The sequence below is a fragment of the Nocardia heshunensis genome, from assembly GCF_054782115.1.
In genome coordinates, this window is the sequence record NZ_BAAGTC010000009.1 from 404670 (window position 1) to 430832 (window position 26163).

Annotated in this window: 26 protein-coding genes; 15 read left to right on the top strand and 11 right to left on the bottom strand. The window is 66.9% G+C overall.

Going from position 1 to position 26163, the window contains the following annotated elements; all coding sequences use genetic code 11:
* Positions 1-90: 90 nt before the first annotated feature.
* From ACYVN4_RS29880 to ACYVN4_RS29895, 4 genes are all read left to right on the top strand, one after another.
* Positions 91-1965, top strand: a complete 1875-nt coding sequence (locus ACYVN4_RS29880; RefSeq protein ID WP_460725342.1) for an alpha/beta hydrolase — start codon at positions 91-93, stop codon at positions 1963-1965.
* A 95-nt stretch (positions 1966-2060) separates the two neighbouring features.
* Positions 2061-3221, top strand: a complete 1161-nt coding sequence (gene hsaA / locus ACYVN4_RS29885) for a 3-hydroxy-9,10-secoandrosta-1,3,5(10)-triene-9,17-dione monooxygenase oxygenase subunit (RefSeq protein ID WP_460725343.1) — start codon at positions 2061-2063, stop codon at positions 3219-3221.
* Positions 3221-4075 (top strand): alpha/beta fold hydrolase, encoded by an 855-nt coding sequence (locus tag ACYVN4_RS29890; protein ID WP_460725344.1) that lies wholly within the window; start codon positions 3221-3223, stop codon positions 4073-4075. The genes hsaA and ACYVN4_RS29890 overlap by 1 nt, the downstream gene beginning before the upstream one ends.
* A 96-nt stretch (positions 4076-4171) precedes the next feature.
* Positions 4172-4696 carry a DinB family protein gene (locus tag ACYVN4_RS29895; protein WP_460725345.1) on the top strand — a complete coding sequence of 175 codons (525 nt, stop codon included), beginning with the start codon at positions 4172-4174 and terminating at the stop codon, positions 4694-4696.
* 90 nt (positions 4697-4786) lie between these two features.
* Here the strand turns inward: ACYVN4_RS29895 and ACYVN4_RS29900 are convergent, their stop codons facing one another.
* Complete coding sequence (locus ACYVN4_RS29900; RefSeq protein ID WP_460725346.1) at positions 4787-5425, bottom strand: hypothetical protein; 639 nt, start codon at positions 5423-5425, stop codon at positions 4787-4789.
* 94 nt (positions 5426-5519) lie between these two features.
* Here ACYVN4_RS29900 and ACYVN4_RS29905 point away from each other — a divergent pair, with 94 nt between their 5' ends.
* From ACYVN4_RS29905 to ACYVN4_RS29915, 3 genes are all read left to right on the top strand, one after another.
* Positions 5520-7472: a thiamine pyrophosphate-binding protein gene (locus ACYVN4_RS29905; protein WP_460725347.1), complete on the top strand. Its 1953-nt coding sequence runs from the start codon at positions 5520-5522 to the stop codon at positions 7470-7472.
* 73 nt (positions 7473-7545) lie between these two features.
* Positions 7546-8193 (top strand): RNA polymerase sigma factor, encoded by a 648-nt coding sequence (locus tag ACYVN4_RS29910; RefSeq protein ID WP_460725348.1) that lies wholly within the window; start codon positions 7546-7548, stop codon positions 8191-8193.
* On the top strand, positions 8190-8417 hold the full coding sequence (locus ACYVN4_RS29915; RefSeq protein WP_460725349.1) for an anti-sigma factor family protein: 228 nt from the start codon (positions 8190-8192) through the stop codon (positions 8415-8417). The genes ACYVN4_RS29910 and ACYVN4_RS29915 overlap by 4 nt, the downstream gene beginning before the upstream one ends.
* Before the next feature lie 3 nt (positions 8418-8420).
* On the opposite strand, the gene ACYVN4_RS29920 is transcribed toward ACYVN4_RS29915, so the two are convergent.
* Positions 8421-9161 (bottom strand): response regulator transcription factor, encoded by a 741-nt coding sequence (locus tag ACYVN4_RS29920; RefSeq protein ID WP_460725350.1) that lies wholly within the window; start codon positions 9159-9161, stop codon positions 8421-8423.
* 96 nt (positions 9162-9257) lie between these two features.
* Complete coding sequence (locus ACYVN4_RS29925; RefSeq protein ID WP_460725351.1) at positions 9258-11552, bottom strand: ATP-binding protein; 2295 nt, start codon at positions 11550-11552, stop codon at positions 9258-9260.
* Between the two features lie 177 nt (positions 11553-11729).
* Between ACYVN4_RS29925 and ACYVN4_RS29930 the strand changes: the two genes are divergently transcribed.
* Positions 11730-12098, top strand: a complete 369-nt coding sequence (locus ACYVN4_RS29930) for an MmcQ/YjbR family DNA-binding protein (RefSeq protein ID WP_460726740.1) — start codon at positions 11730-11732, stop codon at positions 12096-12098.
* 7 nt (positions 12099-12105) lie between these two features.
* Here ACYVN4_RS29930 and ACYVN4_RS29935 read toward each other — a convergent pair whose 3' ends face one another.
* Together ACYVN4_RS29935 and ACYVN4_RS29940 are read right to left on the bottom strand one after the other, a co-directional pair.
* Complete coding sequence (locus tag ACYVN4_RS29935) at positions 12106-13023, bottom strand: alpha/beta hydrolase fold domain-containing protein (RefSeq protein WP_460725352.1); 918 nt, start codon at positions 13021-13023, stop codon at positions 12106-12108.
* Positions 13024-13082: 59 nt separating this feature from the next.
* Positions 13083-13931, bottom strand: a complete 849-nt coding sequence (locus ACYVN4_RS29940) for an alpha/beta fold hydrolase (protein WP_460725353.1) — start codon at positions 13929-13931, stop codon at positions 13083-13085.
* Between the two features lie 55 nt (positions 13932-13986).
* Between ACYVN4_RS29940 and ACYVN4_RS29945 the strand changes: the two genes are divergently transcribed.
* Entirely contained in the window at positions 13987-14580 is a 594-nt protein-coding gene (locus tag ACYVN4_RS29945; RefSeq protein ID WP_460725354.1) for a TetR/AcrR family transcriptional regulator, read from the top strand.
* Positions 14581-14795: 215 nt separating this feature from the next.
* Here ACYVN4_RS29945 and ACYVN4_RS29950 read toward each other — a convergent pair whose 3' ends face one another.
* Positions 14796-15530, bottom strand: coding sequence for an SDR family NAD(P)-dependent oxidoreductase (locus ACYVN4_RS29950; protein WP_460725355.1), 735 nt, complete (start codon positions 15528-15530; stop codon positions 14796-14798).
* A 151-nt stretch (positions 15531-15681) separates the two neighbouring features.
* Here ACYVN4_RS29950 and ACYVN4_RS29955 point away from each other — a divergent pair, with 151 nt between their 5' ends.
* The 3 genes from ACYVN4_RS29955 to ACYVN4_RS29965 all read left to right on the top strand — a co-directional run bounded on the left by ACYVN4_RS29955 (position 15682) and on the right by ACYVN4_RS29965 (position 18301).
* The gene (locus ACYVN4_RS29955) at positions 15682-16296 is read left to right on the top strand and encodes a TetR/AcrR family transcriptional regulator (protein ID WP_460725356.1); all 615 of its coding nucleotides are present in this window, start codon (positions 15682-15684) and stop codon (positions 16294-16296) included.
* 255 nt (positions 16297-16551) lie between these two features.
* Positions 16552-17076 carry an Ltp family lipoprotein gene (locus ACYVN4_RS29960; protein WP_460725357.1) on the top strand — a complete coding sequence of 175 codons (525 nt, stop codon included), beginning with the start codon at positions 16552-16554 and terminating at the stop codon, positions 17074-17076.
* Between the two features lie 214 nt (positions 17077-17290).
* Positions 17291-18301: an erythromycin esterase family protein gene (locus tag ACYVN4_RS29965; protein WP_460725358.1), complete on the top strand. Its 1011-nt coding sequence runs from the start codon at positions 17291-17293 to the stop codon at positions 18299-18301.
* A gap of 20 nt (positions 18302-18321) precedes the next feature.
* Here the strand turns inward: ACYVN4_RS29965 and ACYVN4_RS29970 are convergent, their stop codons facing one another.
* The 5 genes from ACYVN4_RS29970 to ACYVN4_RS29990 form a co-directional block, all read right to left on the bottom strand.
* Positions 18322-19026: a carbon-nitrogen hydrolase family protein gene (locus ACYVN4_RS29970; protein WP_460725359.1), complete on the bottom strand. Its 705-nt coding sequence runs from the start codon at positions 19024-19026 to the stop codon at positions 18322-18324.
* 46 nt (positions 19027-19072) lie between these two features.
* Complete coding sequence (locus tag ACYVN4_RS29975; RefSeq protein ID WP_460725360.1) at positions 19073-20299, bottom strand: bifunctional 3,4-dihydroxy-2-butanone-4-phosphate synthase/GTP cyclohydrolase II; 1227 nt, start codon at positions 20297-20299, stop codon at positions 19073-19075.
* A gap of 175 nt (positions 20300-20474) precedes the next feature.
* Positions 20475-22283 (bottom strand): MFS transporter, encoded by a 1809-nt coding sequence (locus ACYVN4_RS29980; protein ID WP_460725361.1) that lies wholly within the window; start codon positions 22281-22283, stop codon positions 20475-20477.
* A gap of 81 nt (positions 22284-22364) precedes the next feature.
* Positions 22365-23000, bottom strand: coding sequence for a PadR family transcriptional regulator (locus tag ACYVN4_RS29985; RefSeq protein WP_460725362.1), 636 nt, complete (start codon positions 22998-23000; stop codon positions 22365-22367).
* 37 nt (positions 23001-23037) lie between these two features.
* The gene (locus tag ACYVN4_RS29990) at positions 23038-23871 is read right to left on the bottom strand and encodes an IclR family transcriptional regulator (protein ID WP_460725363.1); all 834 of its coding nucleotides are present in this window, start codon (positions 23869-23871) and stop codon (positions 23038-23040) included.
* 233 nt (positions 23872-24104) lie between these two features.
* On the opposite strand from ACYVN4_RS29990, the gene ACYVN4_RS29995 reads away from it, so the two are divergent.
* The 3 genes from ACYVN4_RS29995 (at position 24105) to ACYVN4_RS30005 (ending at position 26108) form a co-directional block, all read left to right on the top strand.
* Positions 24105-24608, top strand: coding sequence for a flavin reductase family protein (locus ACYVN4_RS29995; RefSeq protein WP_460725364.1), 504 nt, complete (start codon positions 24105-24107; stop codon positions 24606-24608).
* An 85-nt stretch (positions 24609-24693) separates the two neighbouring features.
* On the top strand, positions 24694-25839 hold the full coding sequence (locus ACYVN4_RS30000; RefSeq protein WP_460725365.1) for a Rieske 2Fe-2S domain-containing protein: 1146 nt from the start codon (positions 24694-24696) through the stop codon (positions 25837-25839).
* A gap of 11 nt (positions 25840-25850) precedes the next feature.
* The gene (locus tag ACYVN4_RS30005; protein ID WP_460725366.1) at positions 25851-26108 is read left to right on the top strand and encodes a hypothetical protein; all 258 of its coding nucleotides are present in this window, start codon (positions 25851-25853) and stop codon (positions 26106-26108) included.
* Positions 26109-26163: the final 55 nt, after the last annotated feature.

The window sequence follows — 26163 nt, forward strand, 5'->3', positions numbered from 1 at the left end:
CGGATTCCGGCCAAGAACACGCCGGAATGACGGGCCGCCATGCGCGTGTCGTCCGGTTGCTCTGCGAGTCGGACGACCAGACTCGGGGGCATGACGGCGGAGGATCGGTCGGGCAACGAGCCGGTGAGTGGCAATGAGGTCGAGGGCGGCATCGAGCCCGGACCCGGTGACAAGGCGGACGGCGACGAGGTGACCTCCGGCGGGGGTGGAGAGACGGGCCCGGCCGGGTGGGAGCAGTCGTTGTTGGGGCGGGTGTGGGCGGTTGCGGATCGGCTCGAGGATGTTGTCCGGCCCAGTTATCCGGGGTTGATCGTGGCGGCGATCTTCTTCGCGTGGTCGTGTTCGCCGTCGTTGATGCCGCGTACCTGGTTGTTTCAGGGGTTGGTGAGTGGGATCAGTGCGGTCATCGGGTACGGGGTGGGGTGTGTGCTGCAGTGGGCGTTCTTGAAGTGGGTGTGGCCTCGGGTGCCGGAGGCGGGGACTTGGGAGAAGCTGTGGCATCCGTCGGATCTGGCGCGGGGGATCACCAAGATCGTTGTGGTGCTGGTGTGTGTGGTGGGGGCGGGGCTGGTGTTGGCGCGGTCGGCGCGGTGGCAGCGCGACCTCGAAGTGTTGATGGGGATGACACCGACGACCACCTCGGGGTATCTGCGGGCCGAGGTGGTGGCCGGGCTCACCGTGGCCTTGGTCATCGGGGCGTTTCGTCTGGTGCGGTGGATGATTCGGGCGTTGGTGCGGCTGGCGAATCTGGATTTGCGGATACCGCGGAACGTCGCCTACCCGGCGGTGGTGGTCATCGTCGCCGTGCTGGCGGTGCTGCTGTTCCAGGGTGTGCTGGCGCGGGGCTTCTTCAATGTGGCCAATTCGGCGTTCGGAGCGCGCAACGGCAAGACGTCACCGGCCGCGATTCAACCGCAGCTGCCCGAAAGGTCTGGTAGCCCAGCATCTTTAGCGCCGTGGAAGACGCTCGGCTCGGAGGGACGTTGGTTCGTCGCGACAGCGCCGACCGCCCAGCGGATCACCGAGGTGACCGGTAGGCCTGCGCGCGAACCCATTCGGATCTATGCGGGGCTGGAGTCGGCCAAGACGCCGGAGGATGTCGCGAATCTGGTTGTGCAGGAACTGGATCGGACCAATGCCTGGGAGCGCAAGGCGCTGGTGGTGGTGACCACCACCGGCACCGGCTGGGTGGACACCCAGACCGCGGAGTCGATCGAGTACATGTACGGCGGCGACGAGGCGATCGCCGCGACCCAGTACTCGTACCTGCCCAGCGTCCTGTCGTTCCTGTCCGACCGTAACAAGGCGACCGAGGCCGGAAAGCTGCTCATCCACGCGGTGCACGAGAAGTGGGCGACGCTGCCGCCGGATCGCCGCCCGAAACTGCTGGTATACGGAGAGAGTCTGGGCTCGCAGGGTTCGGAAGGCGCGTTCACGGGACTCGATGACATCCGCACCCTGGTCGATGGTGTGCTGTGGGTGGGCCCGCCCAACTCCAACCGCATCTGGACCCAGCTCGAACAGCGCCGCGACCCGGGCACCCCGGAGATCCTGCCCATCTACGCCGACGGCCTGCTGGTCCGATTCGGCGCTACCGCCGAGGATCTCGCCAAACCGGCCCGCCCCTGGACCGATCCAAGGGTGGTCTATCTCCAGCACGCCTCCGACCCGATCGTCTGGTGGTCACCGGATCTGCTGTTCACCCAACCGGATTGGCTGAAGGAACCACGCGGCTCGGATGTCTCCAAGTCCATCCGCTGGTGGCCCATCGTCACCTTCTGGCAGATCAGCGCCGACATGGCGCATGCCCAGTCCGTGCCCGCCGGGCATGGCCACAAGTACGGCACCACAGTCCTCGACGGTTGGGTGGCAGTAGCCCAGCCGCAGGATTGGAACCCGGAACTGCAGGAGCACATCCGCAAGGCCCTCGACGAGGACATTCTCTGGGAGTACGCCCACAAATAACCCCCGTTCCGATGATCGGGACTATTTCGGTTCGAAACACTCCGCGGGCCATAGCTTCGAGTGCAGACACTCTTGCACGAGGAGGGAACACCCGCATGACCAACAAGGTGCTCGATCGGGTTCGCGATCTACTGCCCGCGATCGCGGAACGCGCGGTCCAGGCCGAGGAGCAGCGGCGGGTGCCCGACGCCAGCATTGCCGAGCTCACCGAGGCCGGTGTCTTCCGCATGCTGCAGCCCGCCCGTTTCGGCGGTCTCGAGGAGTCCCCGGTCGCCTTCTACGAGGTGATCCGCACCATCGGCACCGTGTGCCCGTCCACCGCGTGGGTGTCCTCGGTGCTGGGCGCGCACCCGTGGCAGCTGGCCCTGTTCGAGGATCAGGCGCAGCAGGACGTGTGGTCGGAGAACCCCGACACCCTGGTGTCCTCCTCCTACGCGCCGACCGGCAAGCTGAAGGTGGTCGACGGCGGCTACGAGCTGTCGGGCCGCTGGCAGTTCTCCTCCGGCTGCGACCACGCCCAGTGGGTGTTCCTGGGCGCGCTGGTCCCGACCGAGACCGGCATGGACTACTACACGGTTCTGGTGCCGCGCACCGACTACCGCATCGAGGACACCTGGAACGTGTCGGGCCTGTCGGGCACCGGTTCCAACGACATCGTCATCGAGAAGGCGTTCGTGCCGACGCACCGCGCCTACTCGGCCACCGATCAGGCCAACCTGGTCGGCCCGGGCCAGGCGGTGAATACCTCTCCGCTGTACAAGATCTCGTTCGGCGCGCTGTTCTCCAACACCATCACCGCCCCGATCATCGGCGCGGCCCAGGGCGCGTACGAGGCGCACATCGAGCGGCAGCGCGAGCGGGTGCGGCTGTCCTACGGTGGCCAGAAGGTGTCCGACGACCCCTTCGCCCACGTCCGGATCGCCCGTGCCGCTTCGGAAATCGACGCCGCCGTGCTGCAGATGGAACGCAATATGGGTGAGCAGCTGCGCTACGCCCAGGCAGGCGAGGAGATCCCGTTCGAGCTGCGCCTGGCCACCCGCCGCGATCAGGTGCGTGGCACCGAACGCGCGCTCGAGGCGATCGACCTGCTGTTCAAGAACTCCGGCGGCCACGCCATCCGCAAGCCGAACGTCATCGAACGCAATTGGCGCGACGCGCACGCCGGCAGCGTGCACGTGATCAACGACGTGGAGCGGGCGCTGGCCATGTACGGCAAGGGCGCCATGGGCGTCGAGGTCTCGGATCGGATGCTCTGATGACTCTCACCGTCGAGAACACCACCCGCTGGGTCACCGTCGACGGCCACAAGCTGCGGTACCACGAGGCCGGTTCCGGCGAACCGCTCGTGCTGCTGCACGGTTCCGGCGCGGGCGTGTCCGGCTGGGCCAATTTCGGCAACAACCTCGAGGTGCTGTCGCGGCAGTTCCGTTGCCTGGTACTGGATCTGCCGGGCTTCGGCGAGAGCGGCCGACCGGAGGTGTACGAGCGCAACTACCTGCGCATCGCCGCCGACGCGGTGCTCGGACTGCTCGATGAGCTCGGTATCGAGAAGGCGCACCTGCTGGGCAATTCCATGGGCGGCACGGTCGCGACCCTGCTCGCGCTCGACCATCCCGGCCGCGTGGACCGGCTGGTCCTCATGGCCCCCGGCGGCGTCGGCGTCAACATCCTGGGACCCGAACCGTCCGAAGGCATTTCGCGGCTGATGGAGTTCAACGCGAACCCCACCGACGAGAAGGCGATGGGCTTCCTGCGGGCCATGGTCTCCAACCCGGCGACCCTCACCGAGGAGCTGGTGGCGACCCGCCTGAAGGCCGCCGCCGACCCCAAGGCCCAGGCCGCACTGCGCGACGCCTACGCCACCTTCTACAACCCGAAGCTGGCCGAACCACTCCCGCTGTGGGCGCGGCTCAAGGGGCTCACCAAAGAGGTCCTGATCCTGTGGGGCCGCGACGATCGGGTCACGCCGGTGGAGGGCGCGCTGTTCGCGGCGCGTCAGCTGCCCAATGCCGATCTGCGCACCTTCGCCCGCTGCGGGCACTGGGTCATGGTGGAACGCAAGGACGCCTTCGAGCGGTCCGTCATCGACTTCCTGAACAACGGCCTGTAGCAACGGCTTTTCGCATCACCCGATTCGCGCCCGCCCGGACTCCGGGCGGGCGCGAATTCGGTTTCGGGGCCGGTATCACGGCGCTACAGTCCGAGAATGACGTGGACTGCTCCCGAAGTGCCCCGCACACCCCAGGTGCTCGCCGGCGACGAGCGCGCCCAGCTCGATTCCCTGCTCAACCGCGGCCGTGAGATTTTCCTCTGGAAATGCCAGGGCCTCACCGGTATTCAGCTCGCGACCCGCAGCGTGGAACCGTCCTCCATGTCCCTGCTGGGCCTGATCCGCCACCTGACCGAATGCGAGCGCGGCTGGTTCCGCACGCGCGCGGCGGGTGAGCAGCTCGACTACCTGTACTCCAGCGAGACCAACCGGGACGGCGATTTCGACGACACCGTCCCCGAACAGGCCGAGGCGGACTACGCCCGCTTCATCGCCGAGATCGCCGACTGCGACAAGGCCCTCGCCGACCTGCCCCTCGACCACATCGTCAAGCATCCCAGCAGCGGCAAGGACCTCACCCTGCGCTGGATCTACCTGCACATGATCGAGGAATACGGCCGCCACGCGGGCCACGCCGACCTGCTGCGCGAGCGCATCGACGGCTTCACCGGCTACCAGTAGCCGCTCGTCATCCCGGCGTGCTTTTGGCCGGGATCCACACTCCGCGCCTTGGATTCCGGCCAAAAGCACGCCGGAATGACGGGGCCGGGACTACTCCGCAGGCTGGGCGGCGAGCTGCCTGCCCTCGGTGAAGAATGCGAGTAGGGCTTCGGCGCTGCCGAATTCGGCGATCGTCCGTGCCGCGCCGAAGGATTGATTCCAGAACTCGCCGGTGCGCGGCGTCCACGGGCCGATGTAGGCGTACGGCTCGGCGATCAGCGAATCACCGGGTGAGACACCGTAATTCACCTCGTCCACATCGATGCCGAGGTCGAAGTGCTCCGGCCACAGCGTCGGCGTGTGGTCGGGTGCGAGCGCGCGCAGCGCAGCATCGCCGAGTTCGTGTGCGCGCGTGAGGATTCGCGCCTGATCGGGGTCGATCCAGAGTTCGGCGTGCGGATCGAACCCGGTGACATCGCTGTAGACGCCGTCCGGCAGTCCGGGTTCCAATCCGGCCGCGGCGGCCAGATCAGCGATGGTCGCACCGTGCAACTTGCCGATCGGCGCGTCGTCGAGCAGCAGCAGATCCTCGCGCACCGCGAGTTTCGGCTCCCGAACGGTGGCGAATCCCCCCGGCGCGACAGCGAGCCGAATCGTGCCGCTGCGCCGGTACTGCGGTCCGGCGAGCAGCTGTTCGGCCACCGCGTGCAGGCTCTCGCGGGTGCGGCGGTAGTCCTCGGCTGTCGTCATCTTCTCGTCCTCTCCTCGCTGTAACGCTGCGCGGCGCGTGGGGAACTGCGCATGCGGCTCAGCACAGATCCCCGAGGGTAGGGAGGCGTTACAGATGGACAGTGAACACGACGCGCGATGGCATCGGGTGGAGGCGGTGGATCAGCCCGGCGAGGGGCGGGTCCGGACCGTCACGGTGGGCGGGCACAGCGTGGCGCTGAGCCGGTGCGGTGACCGGTTCGGGGCGCTGGCGAACCAATGTCCCCATCAGGGCGGACCGCTGGGGGAGGGATCCATCGAGAACGGCTGGCTGCGCTGCCCCTGGCACGGCTACGACTTCGACCCGATCAGCGGCAAACCACCGGGCGGATTCGATGATGGCGTCGCGACCTACGAAGTGCGCCAGGATGATTCGGGCCTGTACGTGCGGGTGCCCGAACCGGTCGCAGCGCCGCGCTCGATGGCCGACGTGATCGTCGAGACCCTCGTCAACTACGGTGTCACCCACGTGTTCGGCATGGTCGGGCACTCCAATCTCGGCTTCGCCGACGCCATGCGCCGCGCCGAGGAGCGCGGCGAGCTCACCTACATCGGCATCCGCCACGAGGGCGCCGCCGCCTTCGCCGCCTCGGCCTACGGAAAGCTGACCGGCCGCCCCGCCGCCTGTTTCGCGATTGCCGGGCCGGGCTCGACCAACCTGTTGACCGGCCTCTACGACGCCAAACTCGATGGCGCGCCGGTGGTCGCGATCTCCGGCCAGGTGCGCTCGAAGGTGCGCGGCCGCGGCGCTTTCCAGGATCTGGATCTCACCACGGTGTTCCGGGATGTGGCCGCCTGGGGCGCCACCGTGGCCGCCGACAGCGATCCCGCCGAACTGGCCGCACTGGCGGTCAAGCGCGCGATCGATCTGCGCGGCGTCACCCATCTGGTGCTGCCCGACGAGGTACAACCGCTCCCCAGTGAACGCGCGGCGGCGGTTCCCGGCGACCGCCTGCGTCCGCGTCGCACCGCCCCCGACGCGGCCACCCTGGCGAGCGCCGCGCGACTGATCTTCCGGGCCCGCCGCCCGGTGCTGATCGCCGGTCACGGCGCTCGCGGCGCGACCGTGGAACTGCGTGCCCTGGCCGAACTGCTGACGTGCCCGATAGTCACCACGTTCAAGGCCAAAGGACTGGTGCCCGAGGGTGTTTCGCCGGGCGCGGGGGTGCTGGGCCGCAGCGGCACCCCGGTGGCCAGCTGGCTGATGAACGAATCCGATCTGCTCATCGTCGTGGGCGCCTCGTTCTCCGATCACACCGGTATCGCCGCCTACAAGCCGATCGTCTCCATCGACGACACCCGGGCGGGCGTGGAACGCTGGGATGCGGCGACCGTCGGCATCCTCGGCGATGCCGCGCTCACCCTGGAGCGGCTCTCGAAACTGTTGCGCGCCGCCCCCGAACGCCTCGCCGCCGTCGATCAACGCCCGGATATCGCTGCCCGGCGGGCGATCTGGCGTACGGAGAAGGAGCGTCGGGCGAATGACGTTCGGGGCCACGGGGTTCCGGCGGCCGCCGTCTTCGCGGCCTTGACCGCGGCGCTGCCCGCCGATGCCGTGGTCGCCGTGGATGTCGGCAATCACGCCTATTCGCTGGGCCGATATCTGGAGTCCTCCGGTCAGCCGGTGCTCATGTCCGGCTATCTGGGCTCGATCGGCTTCGGCTATCCGGCCGCGCTCGGGGCGTGGGCGGCCGCGCCGGATCGGCCCATCGTCGCTGTCACCGGCGACGGTGGCTTCGCGCAGTACGCGGCCGAGATCACCACGGCCGTCCAGTATTCGATTCCGATCAAGCACGTCCTGCTCGACAACGGGTCGCTCGGGAAGATCAGCAAGGAGCAGCGGGCCGCCGACTATCCGGTCTGGCACACCTCCCTGCACAACCCGGACTGGGCCGACTACGCGGAGCTCTGCGGAGCCAAGGGCATTCGGGTCACCCATCGGGATCAGCTCGAAGCAGCCATGGCAGAGCTGTTCGCGACCGCCGGTCCCGCCCTGTTGTGCGTCGTTCAGGATCCCGAATTGGTGTGATCAGGCCGATGCCCCACCCGAACGAGCGCTAGAGTCGCCGATGACAGCCTGTTGTGTCGAGCGAGGAGTACGGGTGGGCCAGGTCCTGCCACCGGATGACGTCCTGGTGGGAAATCTTCGCAAACGGGACGAGACGGCCTTTCAACTCGTGCTCGACGCCTGGTCGCCCGGCATGCTGCGGCTCGCGCGCTCGTTCGTCTCCACCAACGCCTCCGCCGAGGAAGTGGTCCAGGAGGCGTGGCTGGCGGTGATCCGCGGCATCGACGGGTTCGAGGGGCGCTCCGCGTTCAAGACCTGGGTGTATCGGATCCTGGTGAACACCGCCAAGAAACGCGGCATCGCCGAGAGCCGGACCGTCCCGTTCGCCAGCCTGCTGTCCGAGGACGAGGGCCCCAGCGTGGACCCCGATCGCTTTCGCGCGGCCGGGGACCCCTACCCCGGACACTGGAAGGCCGGGCAGAAGCCGCAGCACTGGTCGGAGCCGGAGACCGCCACCGAGCGGGCGGAATTCGCGGAGGTGGTGGCCGCCGCCCTGGCCGAACTGCCGGACCGTCACCGCATCGTGCTGGTGCTGCGCGATATGGAAGGCTATTCCTCCGAGGAGGTGTGCGGGCTGCTCGACATCTCGGCCGGAAACCAGCGGGTCATCCTGCACCGGGCGCGGGCGGCGATACGCACGAAACTGGAAGGGTATTTCGATGCGGAGGCGGTGCTGTCATGAATTGCGATGAATTCGTCGAACTCGTCACTGCCTTCCTGGACGGCACGCTCGATGCGTCCGCCGAAGAGCGCTTCCTGGAACACCTTTCACAGTGCGACGGCTGCGATGTGTACCTCGAACAGTTCCGCCGCACCATCCAGGCGGTGGGGGAGTTGCCCCCGGAAACCCTGTCGGGCGAGGCGCGCGGCAAGCTGCTCGACGCCTTCCGCGGCTTCCAGCACTGAGCTTCAGCCGACGGCCCGGACGAGATCCGCTCTGCCCCACACATATCCGCGCCCCCACACGGTCTCCACCCGATGGTGTGCACCGAGCTTGGCGCGCAACCGCTTGATATAGACGGCCACCGTCGACATATCGCCGTAGTCCCAGCCCCAGACCCGCGACAGCAGTTGCTCGCGGCTGAACACCTGCCGGGGATGTGCCAGCAGGAACGCGAGCAGCTGGAATTCCCGCTCGGTCAACCGCACCGGCGATCCCGCCACCGCGACCAGCCGCGACTCCGGCCACACCTCGACGCCGCCGTCCCGCAGTACCACCTGCCCGGGCGCCACGGTCCGCCGCGAGCGCCGCAACAGCGCCGCGGCCCGTAACCCGAACTCGCGCGGGCCGATCGGCTTGGCGAGATAGTCGTCGGCCCCGGCCTCGAAGCCGCGGACCCGATCGTCCTCGGTGTCGAATACCGAGGTCAGCATGACCGCCGCGGGCGGCCGCGGACCCGTCGCGCGGATCCGGCGGCAGATCTCCATTCCGTCCGGTCCCGGCAGGTCGGTGTCCAGGACCGCCAGATCGATATCAGCGGACAGGGCGATCGGCAGCGCTTCGTCTCCGGTGCTGGCCTCGATCACCCGCAGCCCACCGGCTTCGAGCCGATGCCGCAGCAGTTTCCGGGACCGCCGGTCGGCGTCCGCGACCAGCACCGTGGCCTGCGCCGGTGTGAATCCCTCATCTAGCGCGAACCCCCGCATCATCGTGCACCCTGCCTCACTGCCGAACCGATCAACGGTGCACAGAGGCGGCTTCGCTGAAATCTGTTACAGGGATTTGCCGAAATCCGTTACAGGGATTTACAGGTCGTGTTCGTGGGCCCAGGCGGCGAGCTGGGTGCGGGAGGTCAGGCCGAGCTTGGTGAGGATGTGCTCGACGTGGGTTTCCGCGGTGCGCACCGAGATCACCAGGTCGGCGGCGATGCGCTTGTTGCTGTGACCGGCGGCGACCAGGCGGGCGACATCCTTCTGGCGGCGGGTCAGCAGATTGGTTTCGGTCAGGGTCGCGGTCGCCGAGCGGGCGATGCGTTTCGGGGCGGGCGGCGCGGCAACGGGTTTCGGCTCGGTGCGGCCCAGGGCGTAGTCGATGGCCTGATCGAGCGGCAGGTTCGCGCCCGCGCCGAAGGCGGCGAGAAAGGCGTCCTCGCCCAGCGCCGCGCGGACCTTCAACCGCTCCTTCTCGCCGACCTCGACCGTGATGGTGTCGGCCAGGCGAATCGTGCTGCGCTGCAAGGATTCCGCCGCACCCATCAGCGTCGCGGCGCGTTCGAAGTCATTGTCCGCGGACACCGTCCACGCCAGCCCCTCGAAGGCCGAGGACAGCCACACGCAGCGTTCGAACAAGGCCAGCTGTTCGATGGCGCGACTGTGGAATTCGGCGGCGGACTCCAGTTCGCCGCGCCGCCAGTGGTCGATGCCCACGGTCCACAGCGCCAGCCCGCCGAGCAGATGCGAACCGCTGTCGGTGGTGAGCTGCAGGAACCGCTCTGCCAGTTCGGTGCGGCCGGGGGCCTCCAGCACCATGGCCGCCATGAAAGAGAAGGCGTGCGAATCCATTTCGATGGCATGCTGGCCGTGCGTGGCCGCCAGTTCGATGGCCCGCCGCCCCAGCTCCAGCGAACGTGGCCGATCACTGGAGGCGAAGGCCAGCAGCGACTGATCCAGCGCCACCTCCGCCAGGATGTCGGAATCGTCGAGGCGGGAAGCCAATTCGACGCATTCGGTGACCAGCCGCGCCGCGGACACCTGATCGCCCAGCAGCGCCGCCAGCGAGGCTGCCGATGACAAGGCCTTGGCGCGTTCGGCCGTCGGATCCGGATTGCGGGCCAGGGAATCGGTGAGCCACCGGTAGCCCTCGGAGAGGAAGCGGTTGTGCTCCCAGAAGGGCCGCAGTACGGTCACCGTGGCCATGGTGCGCAGCGGCTCGTCCTCCAGGCCCGACTTCAGCGCCGCACGCAGATTCGCGTGCTCCCTGGACAATTCGCCGAACCAGGCCACATCCTCGGCGGTCCAGTAGGCGGTCTGCCCGCGCATGGCCAGCTGCCGATAGTGTTCGCGGTGTCGCGCCCGAACCTGTTGTGCCGTACCGCGTTCGGTGAGCCGATCGGCGGCGAACTGCCGGATGGGTTCCAGCATTGAATAGCGGGCGACATCACCATCGAAGCGCAACAGCACCACTGACTTGTCCACCAGCCCGGTCAACGCCTCGATCAGCGAGGCCGATCCGAGCTCGCACACCGCCTCCGCGGCATCGATGTCGAAACCGCCCGCGAAGACCGAAAGCTGGTCCCACAGCGCCTGTTCCGCGTCGGTGCACAGGTCGTAGCTCCAGCGGATCGCGCCCTCGATGGTCTGCTGCCGCGGGGTCGCGGTGCGCGGTCCGGCGCTGAGCAACCCGATGGTGTCGTCGAGGCGGTCGAGGATCTGCTCCGGCGTGAACATGCGCAGCCGCAGCGCCGCCAATTCCAGTGCCAGCGGCATGCCCTCGAGGCGACGGCAGATCTCGGCCAGCACCACCCGATTGGCGGGTGTGGCCTGGAAACCGGGATTGGCGGCGGTGGCGCGTTCGATGAACAGCTGCAGCGCGTCCCCGTCCTCACCGGCGGCGGGCACGGTCAGCGGCGGCACGGGCATCACCTGTTCGCCCGGGATGCCGAGCACTTCGCGACTCGTGGCCAGCACCCGCACATCCGGGGTGGTCGCGATGATCCGCTCGACGAGCGTCGCGCACGCCTCGATCAGATGCTCGCAGTTGTCCAGAATCAGCAGCAGGCGCTTGTCGGCGAGGAATTCGGTGAGCCGGGGCAGCGGCGCGGTGGACTCGTCGCGCAGGTTCAGCGCCTCGGTCACCATCAGCGTGACGAGCGCGGGATCCTGCACGTCGGCCAGCTCGACCAGCCACACCCCGTCCGGGAAGGCCCGCGCCACCAAATGGCCGATCTGCCGCGAGAGTCGCGTCTTGCCCATGCCGCCGGGACCCAGCAGGGTGAGTACCCGGGTGGTCGGCAGCAGTCGCTTCGCGGTTGCCAGCTCCTGGCGGCGGCCGACGAAGCTAGTCACCTCTTCGGGGAGGTTTCCATCGACACGCCGCGCCATGGCGTCCAACCTATGTGATTTGCCGCATTCTGTGCCAGCAGGCACGCATAAACCCAGCTCGCGACCCCGGCGGCTGTGTGCGCCGATACACTCGACGAGGTGCCGAGCAGACCCCGCAAAGCATCGAGCAGATCGCGCCGAGCGCGCCTCGAAGACGTCCACGACCTGGCCAACGCCATGCCGCACGTGACCATCTACGGTGGCCCGTCCGATAATCCGGTCTATCAGGTGGGCGGCAAATCCTTCGTCTTCTTCCGCAACCCGCGCCCCGATGCCTTCGACCCGGACACCGGGGAGCGATACGACGACGTCATCGTCTTCTGGGTGCCCTCGGAGGACGACAAACTGGCCCTCACCCAAGACCCCGACTCACCGTTCTTCACCACCCCGCACTTCAACGGCCATCTCTCGGTCCTGGTGCGCGGCAGCCGAATTCCCGAACTCTCACTCCCGGAACTCACCGAGGTGATCCAGGATGCCTGGCTGTCGCGGGCCTCCCCGACCCGGGCCCGCAAGTGGCTGGCCGAAAACGGCCCGCAGGCATAGGGATTCGTCAGGCGCCGACCGGAGCCGAGGCCAGCGCGGTGCGCAGGGTATCGACGATGATCTTGCGTGCCCGCCATCCTTCCGGGGTCGGTGTCAGCGGATAGACGTGCACCAGATCCGCGACCTCGTGATAGTCGACATCGACGCCTGCCGCCCTTGCCTTCTCGACCATGAAGCGGATATCGGGCATCAGGATGTCGCGGGTGCCGGAGAAGACGGTCAGCGGGCCGAGTCCGGTGAAGTCGGCGAACAGCGGGCTGACCATGGGGTCGGTGATCGGCAGCGGGCCGCGCCAGTGCTCGCCCAGGATCAGCCCGCCGTCGCGGCCGAGCCACGGATCGCTGGGCTGGACGGTGAGGATCTCCGGATTGCTGAGCGACAGGTCGAGCGCGGGCGAAATCAGTACTGTCCGAGGCACACTCGCCTCCTCCGCGTCACGCAGCGCGACGGCGGTGGACAGTGCGATCTGCCCGCCCGCGGAGTCACCCGCCAGGCAGACCTCCCCGTAGCGGGCCCGATTGGTGCGCACGAGATCGGCGATGACCGGGATCACCTGGTCGGCGGTGCCGTAGGGGATCAGCGGATAGATGGGCAGCGTGACCGTCGTCCCGGCGCGGGCCGCGATGTCGGCGGCCAGCTCCCAGTGCTGCCGGACCACCTGATTGACCCAGCCGCCACCGTGGCAGTAGACGACATTGCCGCGGGCCGAGCCATTGCGGGGCGTCAGCGTGTAGATCGGCCAGCCGTTCTCCACCCGCACCTCGATCGCGACATCCGGGCGCAGCAGTCGCGGCGGGCCGTAGGACTGCGGGCGAATGCTGCGCTCGCGGATGTGTTTCCGCGCGCCCTCGGCGGTGATGAAAGGCTTGTTGGCCTGGGTGATCCGCAGGAATACGGGCACCGCCTGACTGAGCAAACTGGGCATGGCGCGCCTCCCGTGGTTCCAGTGATCGCCGCACCGACGATACCGAAGAGTAACGTCGGCTACCCGTGATCGATCACCGCGCTGGTGAGGAATTCCGACATGGCGGCGGCGACCGCGTCGGGCTGATCGATCATCGACAGCACGTACGCGTCGTCGATCTCCACCAGCCGGGCCTTCGGAATGAGCTCGGCCAGCCGCCGCCCGTGCTCGCGCGGCATCACCTTGCCCGCCGACGACCAGAGAATCAACGCCTCACCCGAGAAGTTGCGCAGCGCTTCGGTATTCGCGATCAGCTCGGCCTTGGGCCGCTTGGACCTGCCGTAGGCGAGCATGTCGCGCTGAATTCGCTTGTCCCGCAGTCCCGGTTCGGTCCAGCCGTGGACCAGCTCGTCGCTCAGGCCGTAGCGGGCCATCCAGCCGAACATCAGCGGTGAGGAGCGAATCCACGGCACGCGGAACTGCTTGAGCCCCAACGTGAGTGCGCCGGGAACATACGTGGCGACGGTCACCGTCTTGCCCGGCAGTCCGGGTGGGAAGTTGGTCCAGGCTTCACACGGCAGCACGATCATCCGGCCGACGCGCTCGTCGAGTCCGTAGGCGGTGAGGAACAGGCTGCCACCCCAATCGGTGTGCACCAGCGTGACATCGCGCAAATCCAGCGCCTCGAGGAATTCCGCGATCAGCTGGTTCAGTCCCCGCATGCTCAGGTCCGCGCCCTCACGCATCGGTTCCGGATGCGACCCGAGCGGCAGATCGGGCAGCACGTACCGGAACCCGTCCGGCAGCTTGTCGATGACCGCGTCCCACTGCGTGTGATTCATCAACAGCCCGTGCAACAGCACCACCGCGGGCCCCGCACCCCGCTCGACGTAATGGATCCGTCCCGCACTCACTTCGGCAATCGGCATGACCAACTCCTCCCCTAGAGCACACGCTCTAGTGCGTTTGCTCTAGTCTGGATCCGTGAGCGAGAACCTGTCAACCACCACCCGCGACCGCCTGGTCATCGCCGTCGCCGAGCTCATGCGCACCCAGGGCTACAGCGCCATCACCGTCAAACAGATCACCACCGCCTCCGCCGCCCCCATGGGCTCGCTCTACCACCACTTCCCCGCCGGCAAATCCGCCATCGCCGCCGAAGCCCTCCGCACCTCGGGCGCCGCCTACATCCAACTGCTCCCGCTGCTGCTGGACGCCCACGCCGACCTCCGCGAAGCCATCCCCGCCGCCTTCGCCGCAGCGGCCGAAACCATCGAACAAAACGGCTGGATCAACATGTGCCCCGTCGGCACCGTCGCGGGCGAAGTCGCCGACAGCGAACCCGAAATCCGAAACGTCGCAGCAGAAGTCATCCAATCCTGGATCGCGGAGGGCGCGGAGTACTTCACCCGGCGTGGCCTCAACGAAACGGACGCACGAGAACTGATGATCGCGATCCTCTCCGCATTGGAAGGCGCCTTCATCCTCAGCCGCACATTGCGTTCCAAGGAACCACTCTTGGCCGCCGGTCGCGCGATGGCGGCTCGAGCTTCAGACCTTGTGGGATCAAAAATCTAAGGAATCAAGCCTCGGAAGCGACGTTGGCCATCGGCCGAGCGCGCCAAATCGCCGATTCCTACAAAAGTCCGCGGGATCGCGATCACCTGCTCGATCTGCTGGCTAAGAGCCGAGTGGCACATGGTGGAGGCAGAGTCGGACAAAAGACCTCCACGATGTGCCACTCGGCGACTAGTCGTCGAGGGTGTGGGTTCGGCTTCGGGTGAGAGGTGGGCTTAGATCGCGGAGGTGCCGCCGTCGACGGCCAGCTCCATGCCGTTGACAAACGACGAGTCGTCCGAGGCGAGAAATAGTGCGACCGAAGCGATCTCCTCGGGTCGGCCCATCTTGCCCCGTGGAATCAAGGCTTCGAATTGGGCTTTGGTCTCCGCGTCGAACAGCTGTTCCTGGATCGGGGTGGCGATCTGGCCCGGACTCAGCACATTGACCCGGATCCGCCTGTCCTTCAACTCGTACAGCCACACGCGGGCGAGTGCGTGCAGCGCGGCCTTGCTCGCCGCGTAGACGCTGTAGTCGGGCCAGCCCTTGACCGAGGCGATCGACCCGGTCATGAAGATCGATCCGCCGTCGTTGAACAGCGGCAACGCCTTCTGCACAGTGAACAAGGTGCCGCGCGTGTTCAGCCCGAAAGTGGTATCGAAATGCGCTTCGGTGATCTCGCCGAGCTTGGCTGCTGCTGCCGTCCCGGCACTCGCGAACAGCACATCGATACTGCCCTGCTCCCGTGCGACCGTCTCGAACAGGCGATCCAAGTCGGCCAGGTCGGAAGCATCACCCTGCACGCCGGTCACATTGCGCCCGATCAGCTCGACGGCCTCGTCCAGCGCGTCTTTCCGCCTACCGGTGATGTAGACGTACGCGCCCTCCTCGACGAACAGTTCGGCGCTCGCCAACGCCATACCGCTCGACCCTCCCGTGATTACCGCGACCTTGCCATCGAGCTTGCCCATGATCACTCCTTCATCTCGCAGCGGCCGGAAGCATCGCTTCTACCTGCATAAACCAAGCTATGTAAACGGTGTGGTGTACTTAAGCTAGCGGCTCGCCGACAGGTGTGCAAGCTAAGTACACCGACCGTTACCCGCGAGGTAGTATCGAACGATGACCGAGTTGGAGAAGGGCCCCCGCGGCCAACGTCGCGGAAGGGGGGCTCGCGAACGGATCCTCGACGCGTCACGGCGGCTATTTCGCGAACAAGGCATCAACAACACCGGTATGGACCAGCTCTGCGCGGTCGCCCAAGTGTCGAAACGCACCGCATACCAGCACTTCACCGGCAAAGACGAGCTCGTCACCGAGTACCTGCGCCAGCTCGATCCCGACACCATGCCCGACGCGTTCGACCGCCCCGATCTCACCCCCCGCGAACGTCTGCTCGCCGCCTTCGACAAGCCACAGCAGCTACCACCGCAGGAGGTGACACCGCTGTGCCCGTTCATCGCGGCCGCCGTCGAGATCACCGACCCCCACCATCCCGCACGCCGCCGCGCACACGACTACAAGGCATCCGTCGCCGCCCGCTTCGCCCAAACCGCCCGCCAAGCAGGCGCCACCCACCCCGAACAACTCGGCGAACAACTGGCACTACTCCTCGACGGCGCCTCGGCCCGCACCCGAGCACTCGGCATCGAAACCCTCCCGACCGCCGCCGCCATAGCCGCGATCCTCATCGAAAATGCCCTCCCCACAGCACAACCGGGCGCGGCCGAGCACTGAGGGCATGTCCTACCCACCGAGCCCGCCTGCACGAGCCCAATCGAACGCACGCTCATGCCGCATAGTGCGCGGCGCAGTTCGGTGAGCGCCACACGGCGAAAGATCAGCCGGCTGTTCGGGGGACGTGGGCTGCCATCGCACCGACATCCCGTGCCTAACCGGCACTCGCCGCACCTAACCGGCTAACAACGCTCTGACGTCAGCGGATGGGACGACTGCATGATGCTCCACCCATCACCTGACGAATGGACACTTGTGAACACACTCACCCGCGTCGAGTCGATCCCCACCCCACAGCCCAGCTGCCCGTCGGCCGCGGATGCGCCGAAGAAGCAGGAGGAATGGGTGTGGCTGGTTGGCGCCCTGGTACTGGCTCTAGCTCTGGCGGCACCTGCATGGAATAGCGGTCCGGCGGCGGCCGACGTTGCTCGGCCGGATATCGCGGCGCCCGTAGCGGCACACGCGGTCGAATTCTCCCCGGCCAAGCAGGACATCACCGCCAGTCAGCGCAACGCCATCCAGTCTGCCCGGCAGTACCTAGACCTCACTGCCTTCTCCCGCAGCGGTCTGATCCACCAGCTCGAGTACGACGACTTCTCCACCGCGGACGCTACGTTCGCAGTGGACAGCCTGAATGTGGACTGGAACGAGCAGGCGGCAAAGAGCGCCAAGCAGTATCTCGAGCTCACCTCGTTCTCTCGGTCCGGACTGATCGATCAGCTGGTGTACGACGGCTTTACGCGCGCCCAGGCCGAGTACGGAGTCAATGCCTCCTACTGACAATCTCTTTCGGCGGTAGACCCTGTGGCCGGGGTAGGCACATCCAGGACGACGGCGGTCTCGGCAATCGGGTGGGTAACCGATAACGACGCGTCGGCTTGACATGAACCTTTGTTGAGGTTGGAGGGTGGTGATCATGGAAGCACAGGCACTCTCTAATGCAAGCGTTGTCGGGATCGGCGAGTCGACTCGGTTCGCTCATGAGACCTTCGCTATGCGGGACACGTTGTTCCGGGATCTGGTCGAGGACTACGGCTTTCGGACGCTGGCTGTTCAGGACAGTGCGAATGTCGGTGCGAGTCTCGATGGTTATGTCCGGGATGGAAAAGGGTCTGCGATCGGGGCCCTGGCTGATGCTTGGCGGCCTTGGCGCACACAGGAAATGGTCGACACGCTGAATTGGATTCGCGAGTTCAACCTGTCTCACCCCACCGACCAGGTGCAGATCATCGGCATCAAACCGACGCAGGCGAGGCCGGAGGATTACGACGCCGTTCTCGATGCGGTGCGGACCGTTGCTCCTGAGCGGCTGGCCGAACTTGCCGCGCATCTGGATCCGATTCGGACTGCGCACACGATGGATGAGCATGTCCAGCGCGCCAAGGGCGTTCACCCCGGCCGCCTGTTCCGTGATCATGCCCACGATGCGTCGGCGTTGGTCGCGGAGATTCCCGAGCTCGACGAAAGCGTCGGTGCGCGAATGGCTTTGATCGAAGAGTTCCATCGGCACAGCGTCGCGGGGCGGGGGAGTTACGCGGGGGAGGGTGAACTTTGGGCGTCGACGATTATCGACCACCATCGGCGTACGGGATCGCGGATCGTGTATTGGGACGGAATCGCGCATGTCTCGGCCGGGGCCGCGGCGCTGGGATTGGCCGCCGGAAAGGGCGAGAATGCCAGTGTCGGCAGTGTGCTGCGGGAGCATTTCGGCCGCGACTATGCCTCGGTGGCAATCGGATTCCACCACGGCAATGTCGGGGTCGCCGAGATCCCGTCTCCCGCAGCGGATTTCCTGGATGCCGAGCTGGGGGAGCGGGGTGAGTCGCCGCTGTGGCTGGATATGCGGACCGATCCGATTGCGGCTCCGGTCAAGATGCGGGTGATCAGCGGTGTCTATGACCCGGTTCGGGATGCCGACGAGCACTTGGCGATTCACAATCTCGCGGAGGCGTTCGACATCGTCGCGCACATCCGCGAGGTGACGCCGGTGACCTGGCTGGCCTGAGCGGCGAGCCTGCCGGTGCGCTAGCCGACCTGCGCGGTGACCACGGTGGTCGAGGCCATATCCGCCTCGACCAGCAGGTCACCGCCGGGCCGCCACACCGCCGCACCGCCACAGCCGATCCACGGACCCGTCGGGCCGACGTGATTGGCCAGCACCACAGACATCTTCGAGTCGCGTGCGATGGCGGGATAGATGGTCGCCCGCTCCTGGACTCCGCCGGTGGACCCGTACAGCGAACTGGCCAGGTGGACGTCGCACCCATCGGCGGCGCTGCGGGCGATGAGTTCGGGGAAGTGGTTGTCGAAGCAGGTGGCCAAGGAGAATCGGAGACCGCCGAGCTCGAAGCGCCCGTCCCGCTCGCCGGAGACGAACACCTCGCGTTCGTGCTCGAAGAGGTGTTGCTTCAGGTAGCGGGTGACGAGTTCGCCTGTGGCGCTGTAGACGAAGGTCGCGATGGCGGGTCCGCGATCGGTGGGTGCGGCGCAGTTGATCACGGTGGTGAGGCCGGTGTTTCGCAGGGTGTCCAGCCGGGCGTCATCGGCGTCGGCGAGCAGGCCGGGATCGTCGGCGATCAGTTTCAACTCGTAGCCGGTGAGTGTCAGCTCAGGGAAGACAACGAGTTCCGCGCCCACGTCCCGCGCCTGCGCGGCGAGTTCGACCGCCTGCTTCACGTTCGCGGCGACGCCCCCAGGGACACAGGTGAGCTGGGCGGCGGCGATCTTCATACCGCCCAGCATTTCAGCCGACCGCTCAGCGCCATTCAGCCGGTGCTCAGTGGTAGCCGACGGCCTCGAAGTGCGGCAGCTGGTGGCTCATGCGGTCCCGCTTCGTGCTGAGGTAGTGGACGTTGTGCTCGGTCGGCTGAGTCTGCAAGGGAATCCGGTCGCGCACGGTGATCCCGTTGGCTTCCAGGCCCGATTGCTTGGCAGGGTTGTTGCTCAGCAGCCGAACGGAATTCACGCCCAGATCGGCGAGGATGCGGGCCGCAGCGCCGTAGTCCCGGGCGTCGATGGGCAGTCCCAGGCGGACATTGGCGTCGACGGTGTCGGCCCCCGCGTCCTGTAGTTCGTAGGCGCGCAGCTTGTTGAGCAGCCCGATACCCCGGCCCTCCTGGCCGCGCAGGTACACGATCACGCCCCGACCGGCGGCAGCGACGGCCGCGAGCGCGGCGTCGAGTTGCTCACCGCAATCGCAGCGCAGCGAGCCGAAGGCATCGCCGGTCAGGCATTCGGAATGCACTCGGGCGAGGGTGTTTTCGCCGGTCACGTCGCCATACACGAGCGCGAGGTGTTCCGCGCCGGTGTGCTCGTCGGCGTAGCCGTAGACCCGGAAGTCGCCGAAACGGGTGGGCAGCCGGGTCTCGACGATGCGAGAAATCCCGTGCTCCAACTGCTTTCGATGCGCGATCAGATCGGCGATCGAGATGATCGGGATCTCCCATTCGGCTGCCATGACCAGCAGTTCGGGCAGGCGGGCCATGCTCCCGTTGTCATTGACGACCTCGGCGATGACGCCGGCGGGCCGCAGCCCTGCCAGCCGCATCAAATCGACCGCCGCCTCGGTATGCCCCGGGCGCCCCAGCACGCCACGAGGATTCGCGCGCAGCGGGAACACGTGCCCGGGCCGCGAGAGCTCGCCGGGCGTGGTGCGCGGATCGGCGAGCAGCCGCATGGTCTGCGCCCGATCGGCCGCCGAGATCCCGGTGCTGACACCGGCGATCGCGTCCACGGAGACGGTGTAGGCGGTCCCCTTGGGATCCTGATTGACCGCGGTCATCGGCGGCAGTTGCAGCCGGTCGCAGTCCTCGCCGGTCATGGGGACGCAGAGGACGCCGCTGGTGTGCCGCACCAGGAATGCGATGTTCGCGGCGGTCGCGTGTTCGGCGGCCAGGATCAGATCGCCTTCGTTCTCGCGGTCCTCATCGTCCACGACCAGCACCAGGGCGCCGCGGGCAATGGCGGCCACGGCCGCCGCAATGGTGTCGAAGCCACCGGTCATCGTCGACCACCTCCTCCGGCCGTACGGGCTGTCGGCCTATTTCCAATCGAAATATGCCGAGCGGAGAACAGCGAGGTCAGGTCCCGCTCACTGGTCAGCGATGAGCGCACAACGGCCCGGAAGCGAAGCGCTTCCGGGCCGTTGTTCAGAGCGATATCAGTTGTTCAGAGCACTGTCAGTGCTCCGCACCACCGGTGGCCGCTTTGCGCCCGTGCTTCATGAAGAGCGCGCCGACCAGCGCCACCGCCGCGGAGATCGCCACGAAGTAGAAGCTGATCTCGTACCCCTTGTCGGCGTACAGCAGTGGAATGTCCTTGGTGACCGGCGGCGCACCCGCCACCGACACGGCTGCCTTGACCGGGTTGGCGGTCAGGAAGGCCGTCGCCACCGCGAGCCCGATACCCGCGCCCATGGCCTGCATGACGCCCAGCATGCCCGCGCTGATGCCCTGCTGTTTCGCCGGAACACCATCCACGATCAGGTTCGGTGTCGAGGCGTAGTACAGCGCGAACGCGATGCCGTACACCGCACTGATCAGCGCCTGCGTCTGCCAGCCGTGCGAGAGTGCCGCGTAGGCGAGGCTGCTGCCGACGAAGATGACCAGCGCCGTGATCAGCGGCCACCGCGCACCGGAGCGCCGGATCCACAGACCGCCGAGGAAGCCGAAGAGCATGGCGATCAACGACTGTGCGAGCGTGACGTGCGTGGCGTACTTCAGCAGCGAGAAGTTGTCACCGTAGGTGTAGCCGGGGCTCAGATCCACCTTCACCATGTCCGGCGGCAGCTTCGAATACACCATCTCCGGCGGCACCTGGGCGTTCACCACCTGCGGCGTCACCTGCGCGTTCACCTGATCGGTCAACTGCTGCACCAGTGCGGGCGGCAGATCGACACCCGGCGGCATCGCGGCCTTGGCCTGCGCCTCGGCCTGCGCGAGTCCCTGCGCGCGGGCCTGGGTCAGCGCCATGCCCTGCGCCTGCTGCAGCGCCCCGGCCTTCACCTGCTCCCAGGTGGCGTCCTTGACCTGTGACACAACCTGATCCGACGGCGGCGACTGAGTCATGTAGCCGGTCGCGTACGACTGGTAGCCGATCATGAACGAGGCCAGCAGACCGATGAACAACACGACGCTGACGCGTGGATTGAACAGCAGCTTCATATCCATGATCGGTTGCTTCGCACGCATTTCCACGATCGGGAACAGCGCCAGCAGCACCAGGCCGCCGATCAGCCAGGCCAGCGTCGACGGCTTGGTCCAGCCCCAGTCCTGCCCCTTGTCCAGGTACAGCAGGGTGAGTGTGGCGCCCGCGCCGAGCAGCGCCGCGCCGATGATGTCCAGCCGCTGCGGGGTGCGCAGCTTCGACTCCGGCACCACGATGATCAGCAGCGGAATCATGATCACGGTGAAGACGAACAGGAACCAGAACAGTCCGCGCCAGCTGTAGTGATCGGTGATGTAGCCGCCGATCAGCGGGCCGGCCAGGGCGGAGACACCCAGTCCCGTGGAGGCGATGCCCAGGCCGATGGGAACCATGCGGCGCGGCATCAGATCTCGGATCAGGCCGTAGGACACCACGGTGGTCGCGATGGCCGTGGCTTCCAGCGCGCGGCCCACGAGGAACAGCGCCCAGTTGCTGGTGATGGCACAGATGACGGTGCCGATCAGGAACAGCACGCCGCAGACCAGGAACATCCGCTTCTTGCCGTAGATGTCGCTGAGCTTGCCGATCAACGGGGACACGGCGGCACCGAAGATGCCGAAAACGATGATGGCCCAGTTGATGTTCGCGCCCTGAGCGGGGAATGAGGGCGCGATTTGGCGGATGGCCGACGCGACCATCACGTACTGCATCGGGGAGACCTCGGTGAACAGCACGATGACCGCGAGGACCGACCAGATCCTCAGATTCGACGCGCCGTCGAGGCGGCCGGATTCGTCAGGCGCGGAGCCGGGAGGCACCGCGGTGTCGACGGAGGTGGACATACTGCGTCCTCCAGAGTGGGTAGTGAAACGATGGTGTGAACCGTGTCACGACCACTGGTCGCCGACTATGAGCAAGTCCGTTCAGTGGGAATCGCTGGAATTCTGCTTCTTCGCAGGTCTGCGGCGGCTACGCTGTCTCGCCAATTTGTCCATATCGGCCAGCAGGTCCTCGGCGAATTCCTTTTCGGCCTCGTAATGCTTGACGCACCAGCGCAATACCGCGCTCGGATAGGCCCAATCCGGATTCACGTCCGCGCCCTCGGCATCGGCCTCGGCGCGACGACGCATGGTCTCGGTGTATTCGATGTGCTGGGTGAGGATTTCGCGCATGCGCTCGGGTTCGGCCAGATGCCCCAGCCAGGCCCGCAGCATCACACTGTGTTTGAGCACGGGGGCCTCGACGGGGGAGTGGTTCACCCAGTGCGAGGCGGCCTCCCGCCCGCTGTCGGTAATGGCGTACATGCGCTTGCCGCGCATGCCGTCCTCGGAGGTGACCGTGCGCGAGGTCGCGTAGCCGTGTTTCTCCAGCCGTTTGAGTTCGGCGTAGATCTGACTGAACGACGGACTCCAATAGAAGAACTGCAGACTCCAGTCCGCCCATTTCTTCAGGTCGTAACCGGAGAGTTCCTCTGCGTGCGAGAGCATTCCGAGGACCGCCCACGCCGTCGTGGGCAGTTCCGGAATCGACTGCGGCTCTTCGTGCACGCCATCGGCCATCGTCGAACTGTATCGCCCCCGCATCCGCCCGCTCCGCTCAACGCCAGTGCGCGCGACGCGGGAACAGGGTGCGGCCGGCCTCGTGCGCGACCTCGAGCACGACGCGGGCCAGTCGGTCGTAGCTCATGCCGTCGGCGCGACCCGACAGCGACAGCGCGGCCGGCGCGGTGCCGCGGCCCCGCAACGGCGCTGCGACACAGGCGATTCCGGCGACGGCCTCCTCGCGGTCGATGGCCACGCCCTGCCGCAGGCGGATCTGCTGCAGCTCGCGGCTGAGCGCCTCGGGCTCGCAGATGGTGCGCGGGGTCAGCTTGGGCATCCGGGTGCGCAGTGCGGCCTCGGCGATATTCGGCTCCAGACACGCGAGCATGGCCTTGCCGAGAGCCGTTGCGTGCGCGGGCATCCGGCCACCCAGGCGGGTGGGCAGGCTGGCGGCGAACCGGCCACCGGCCTTGTCCAGGTAGACCACGTCGCGGCCGTCGAGGACGGCCAGGTGGCCGACCATGCCGGTGCGCTGGCTCAGCTCGTGCAGCAGCGGGGACACGGCATCGCGAATCTCGTTGTGGTCGGCGGTGAGTCCGCCGAGTTCGAGGGCGCGCATGCCCAGGCGGTAGCCGCCCGAGGTGTGGGCCAGCCAGCGCAACTTGATCATCTGGTCGAGGATCCGGTGCACGGTGGACCGCGGCAGCCCGGTGCGCTCGACCAAACCGAGCAGCGTGAGGGTGGGGGTGGAAGCGTCGAAAGCGTCCAGGATCAGGGTCATCCGCTCGATCATCGAGACGGGAACCTCGGCGCTGGCGTGGGAATCTTTGGCGCGCATGGGGTTATGGGTGGGTCGAGTCTCCGCCGGGGGCAGCAGGGTGACGGACATATGTACCTCCGTTGGTTCATATCCAGTCTAGGACTATTCCGATTAGGCACATACCTAGATCGGATCTTGTGCTACCCATCACAGTGCCCTGCGCCACAACCTGCGGAATCGGGAGAACTACGTAAAACCTACGCATACGTGTCCCGATCACCGAACCACGGAGTTGACGCCCTCCGGCCGCCACCTGCTGTCATGACTTCTAGCTATATTTCGGATCGAAATAAGGAGGCGCTGTGGATCCGGTCCTGGACCAGACCCCGGCCATCGACGCGACAGCTTTCAAGACCGTTCTGGGGCGCTTCGCCTCGGGTGTCACCGTGATTACCGCCCTTGACGAGGGCGGGCCCATCGGCTTCGCATGCCAGTCGTTCGCATCGTTGTCCATCGACCCGCCGCTGGTGAGTTTCTTCCCGGCGCGGACCTCGAGCACCTGGCCGAAAATCCGTGCGGCGGGCCGGTTCTGCGTGAATATCCTGGCCGACCATCAGGACGTGATCTGCCGTCAGCTCGGGCGGCCGGGGCCGGACAAGTTCGCCGGGGTCGAGTGGACCGCGTCCGCGAACGGCTCGCCGTTGCTCACCGGGTCCATGGCGAGCATCGACTGCGACCTGCACGACGAGGTCGACGGCGGCGATCACACGATTGTGATCGGGCGCGTGACCAGCCTGAACGAGCATTCCGAGGCGAACCCGCTGCTGTTCTACCGCGCGGGCTTCCAACGTCTCGCACACCAGTAGCTACCTCCCGGCCAGTGAGACTGCGCTGTCATCGCCGTCACAGGGGCCGCGACCATTTGAAGCAAGGCAAGGGAGAGGAATTCACATGACCACCGCAGAAACAGAAGTGCGCGTCATCGACTCGGGGAAGCCCCCGACCCGGTTTGCGCGCGGCTGGCACTGCCTGGGTCTGGCCGAGACCTTCCGCGACGGAAAGCCGCACACCGTCAAGGCTTTCGGCACCGAGATCGTGGTGTTCGCGGCCGAGGACGGCACCCTCAACGTGCTCAACGCCTACTGCCCGCATATGGGTGGCAACCTCGCCGACGGCACCGTCAAGGGCGACTCCATCGCCTGCCCGTTCCACGACTGGCGCTGGAACGGCAAGGGCAAGTGCACCGGCATCCCGTATGCGCGCCGCGTCCCGCCGCTGGCCCGCACCAAGGCGTGGCCGACCATGGTCGAGAACAAGCAGCTGTTCGTCTGGCACGACCCGGAGAACAAGCAGCCCCCGGCCGAGCTCGCCATCCCGCGCGTCGACGCCGCCTTCGACGACGAGTGGACCGACTGGACCTGGAACTCCATGATCGTCGACGCCAACTGCCGCGAGGTCGTCGACAACGTGGTGGACATGGCGCACTTCTTCTACGTGCACTACGGCTTCCCGACCTTCTTCAAGAACGTCTTCGAGGGCCACACCGCCGCGCAGTACATGACCTCGGTGTCGCGCGAGGACATGATGGGCGAGACCGCCAAGGCGCTGGGCGGCAAGAACGTGCTGCAGTCCGAGGCCGCGTACTACGGGCCCTCCTACATGATCGATTACCTCAAGAGCGAGAGCCCGAACGGGCTGGTCGTCGAGGGTTACCTGATCAACTGCCACTACCCGATCGACGAGAACCGCTTCGTGCTCATGTACGGCGCGATCGCCAAGAAGCCCGCGGGCGTGCCCGCCGAGCAGGCGCGCGAGATCGCCGAGAAGTTCGTCGGCGGCCTGGGCAAGGGCTTCGAGCAGGACGCGGCCATCTGGAAGCGCAAGTCGCGCATCAACAATCCGCTGCTGTGCGAGGAGGACGGGCCGGTCTACCAGCTGCGTCGCTGGTACGAGCAGTTCTACGTGGATGTCGCCGAGGTCAAGGACGAGATGACCGACCGCTTCGAGTACGAGGTCGACACCACCCGCGCGGTCACCGCCTGGGAGGCCGAGGTCGCCGACAATATCGCCAAGCGCGAAGCTACCGCGAACGCCTGAGAGGCACTGCCATGGACAAGGTTTCGTGCAGGTCCTGCGGGACGTGCGTGCTGGTGGAGAAGTACAGCGACCAGCACACCAGCGTGCAGTGGAACAAGACCGCGAAGGCGGATTGCGCCGAGCTGGTGGGAAACGGCCCGCGCTCGCACACCTGCGGGGCGTTGCGCGCCAGCATCGACGAGGCCGTGGCCAAGGGCACGGTGCACGTCAGCACCCGAGATGTGGACGTGCGCACCCGCGGTCGAACCTTGGCTCCGAGCGGGGACTGAAAACCCCCGAGGGGAGGCCGCCCGGCGTCGTCGGCGGTCGGCCCTGAGGGGGGAT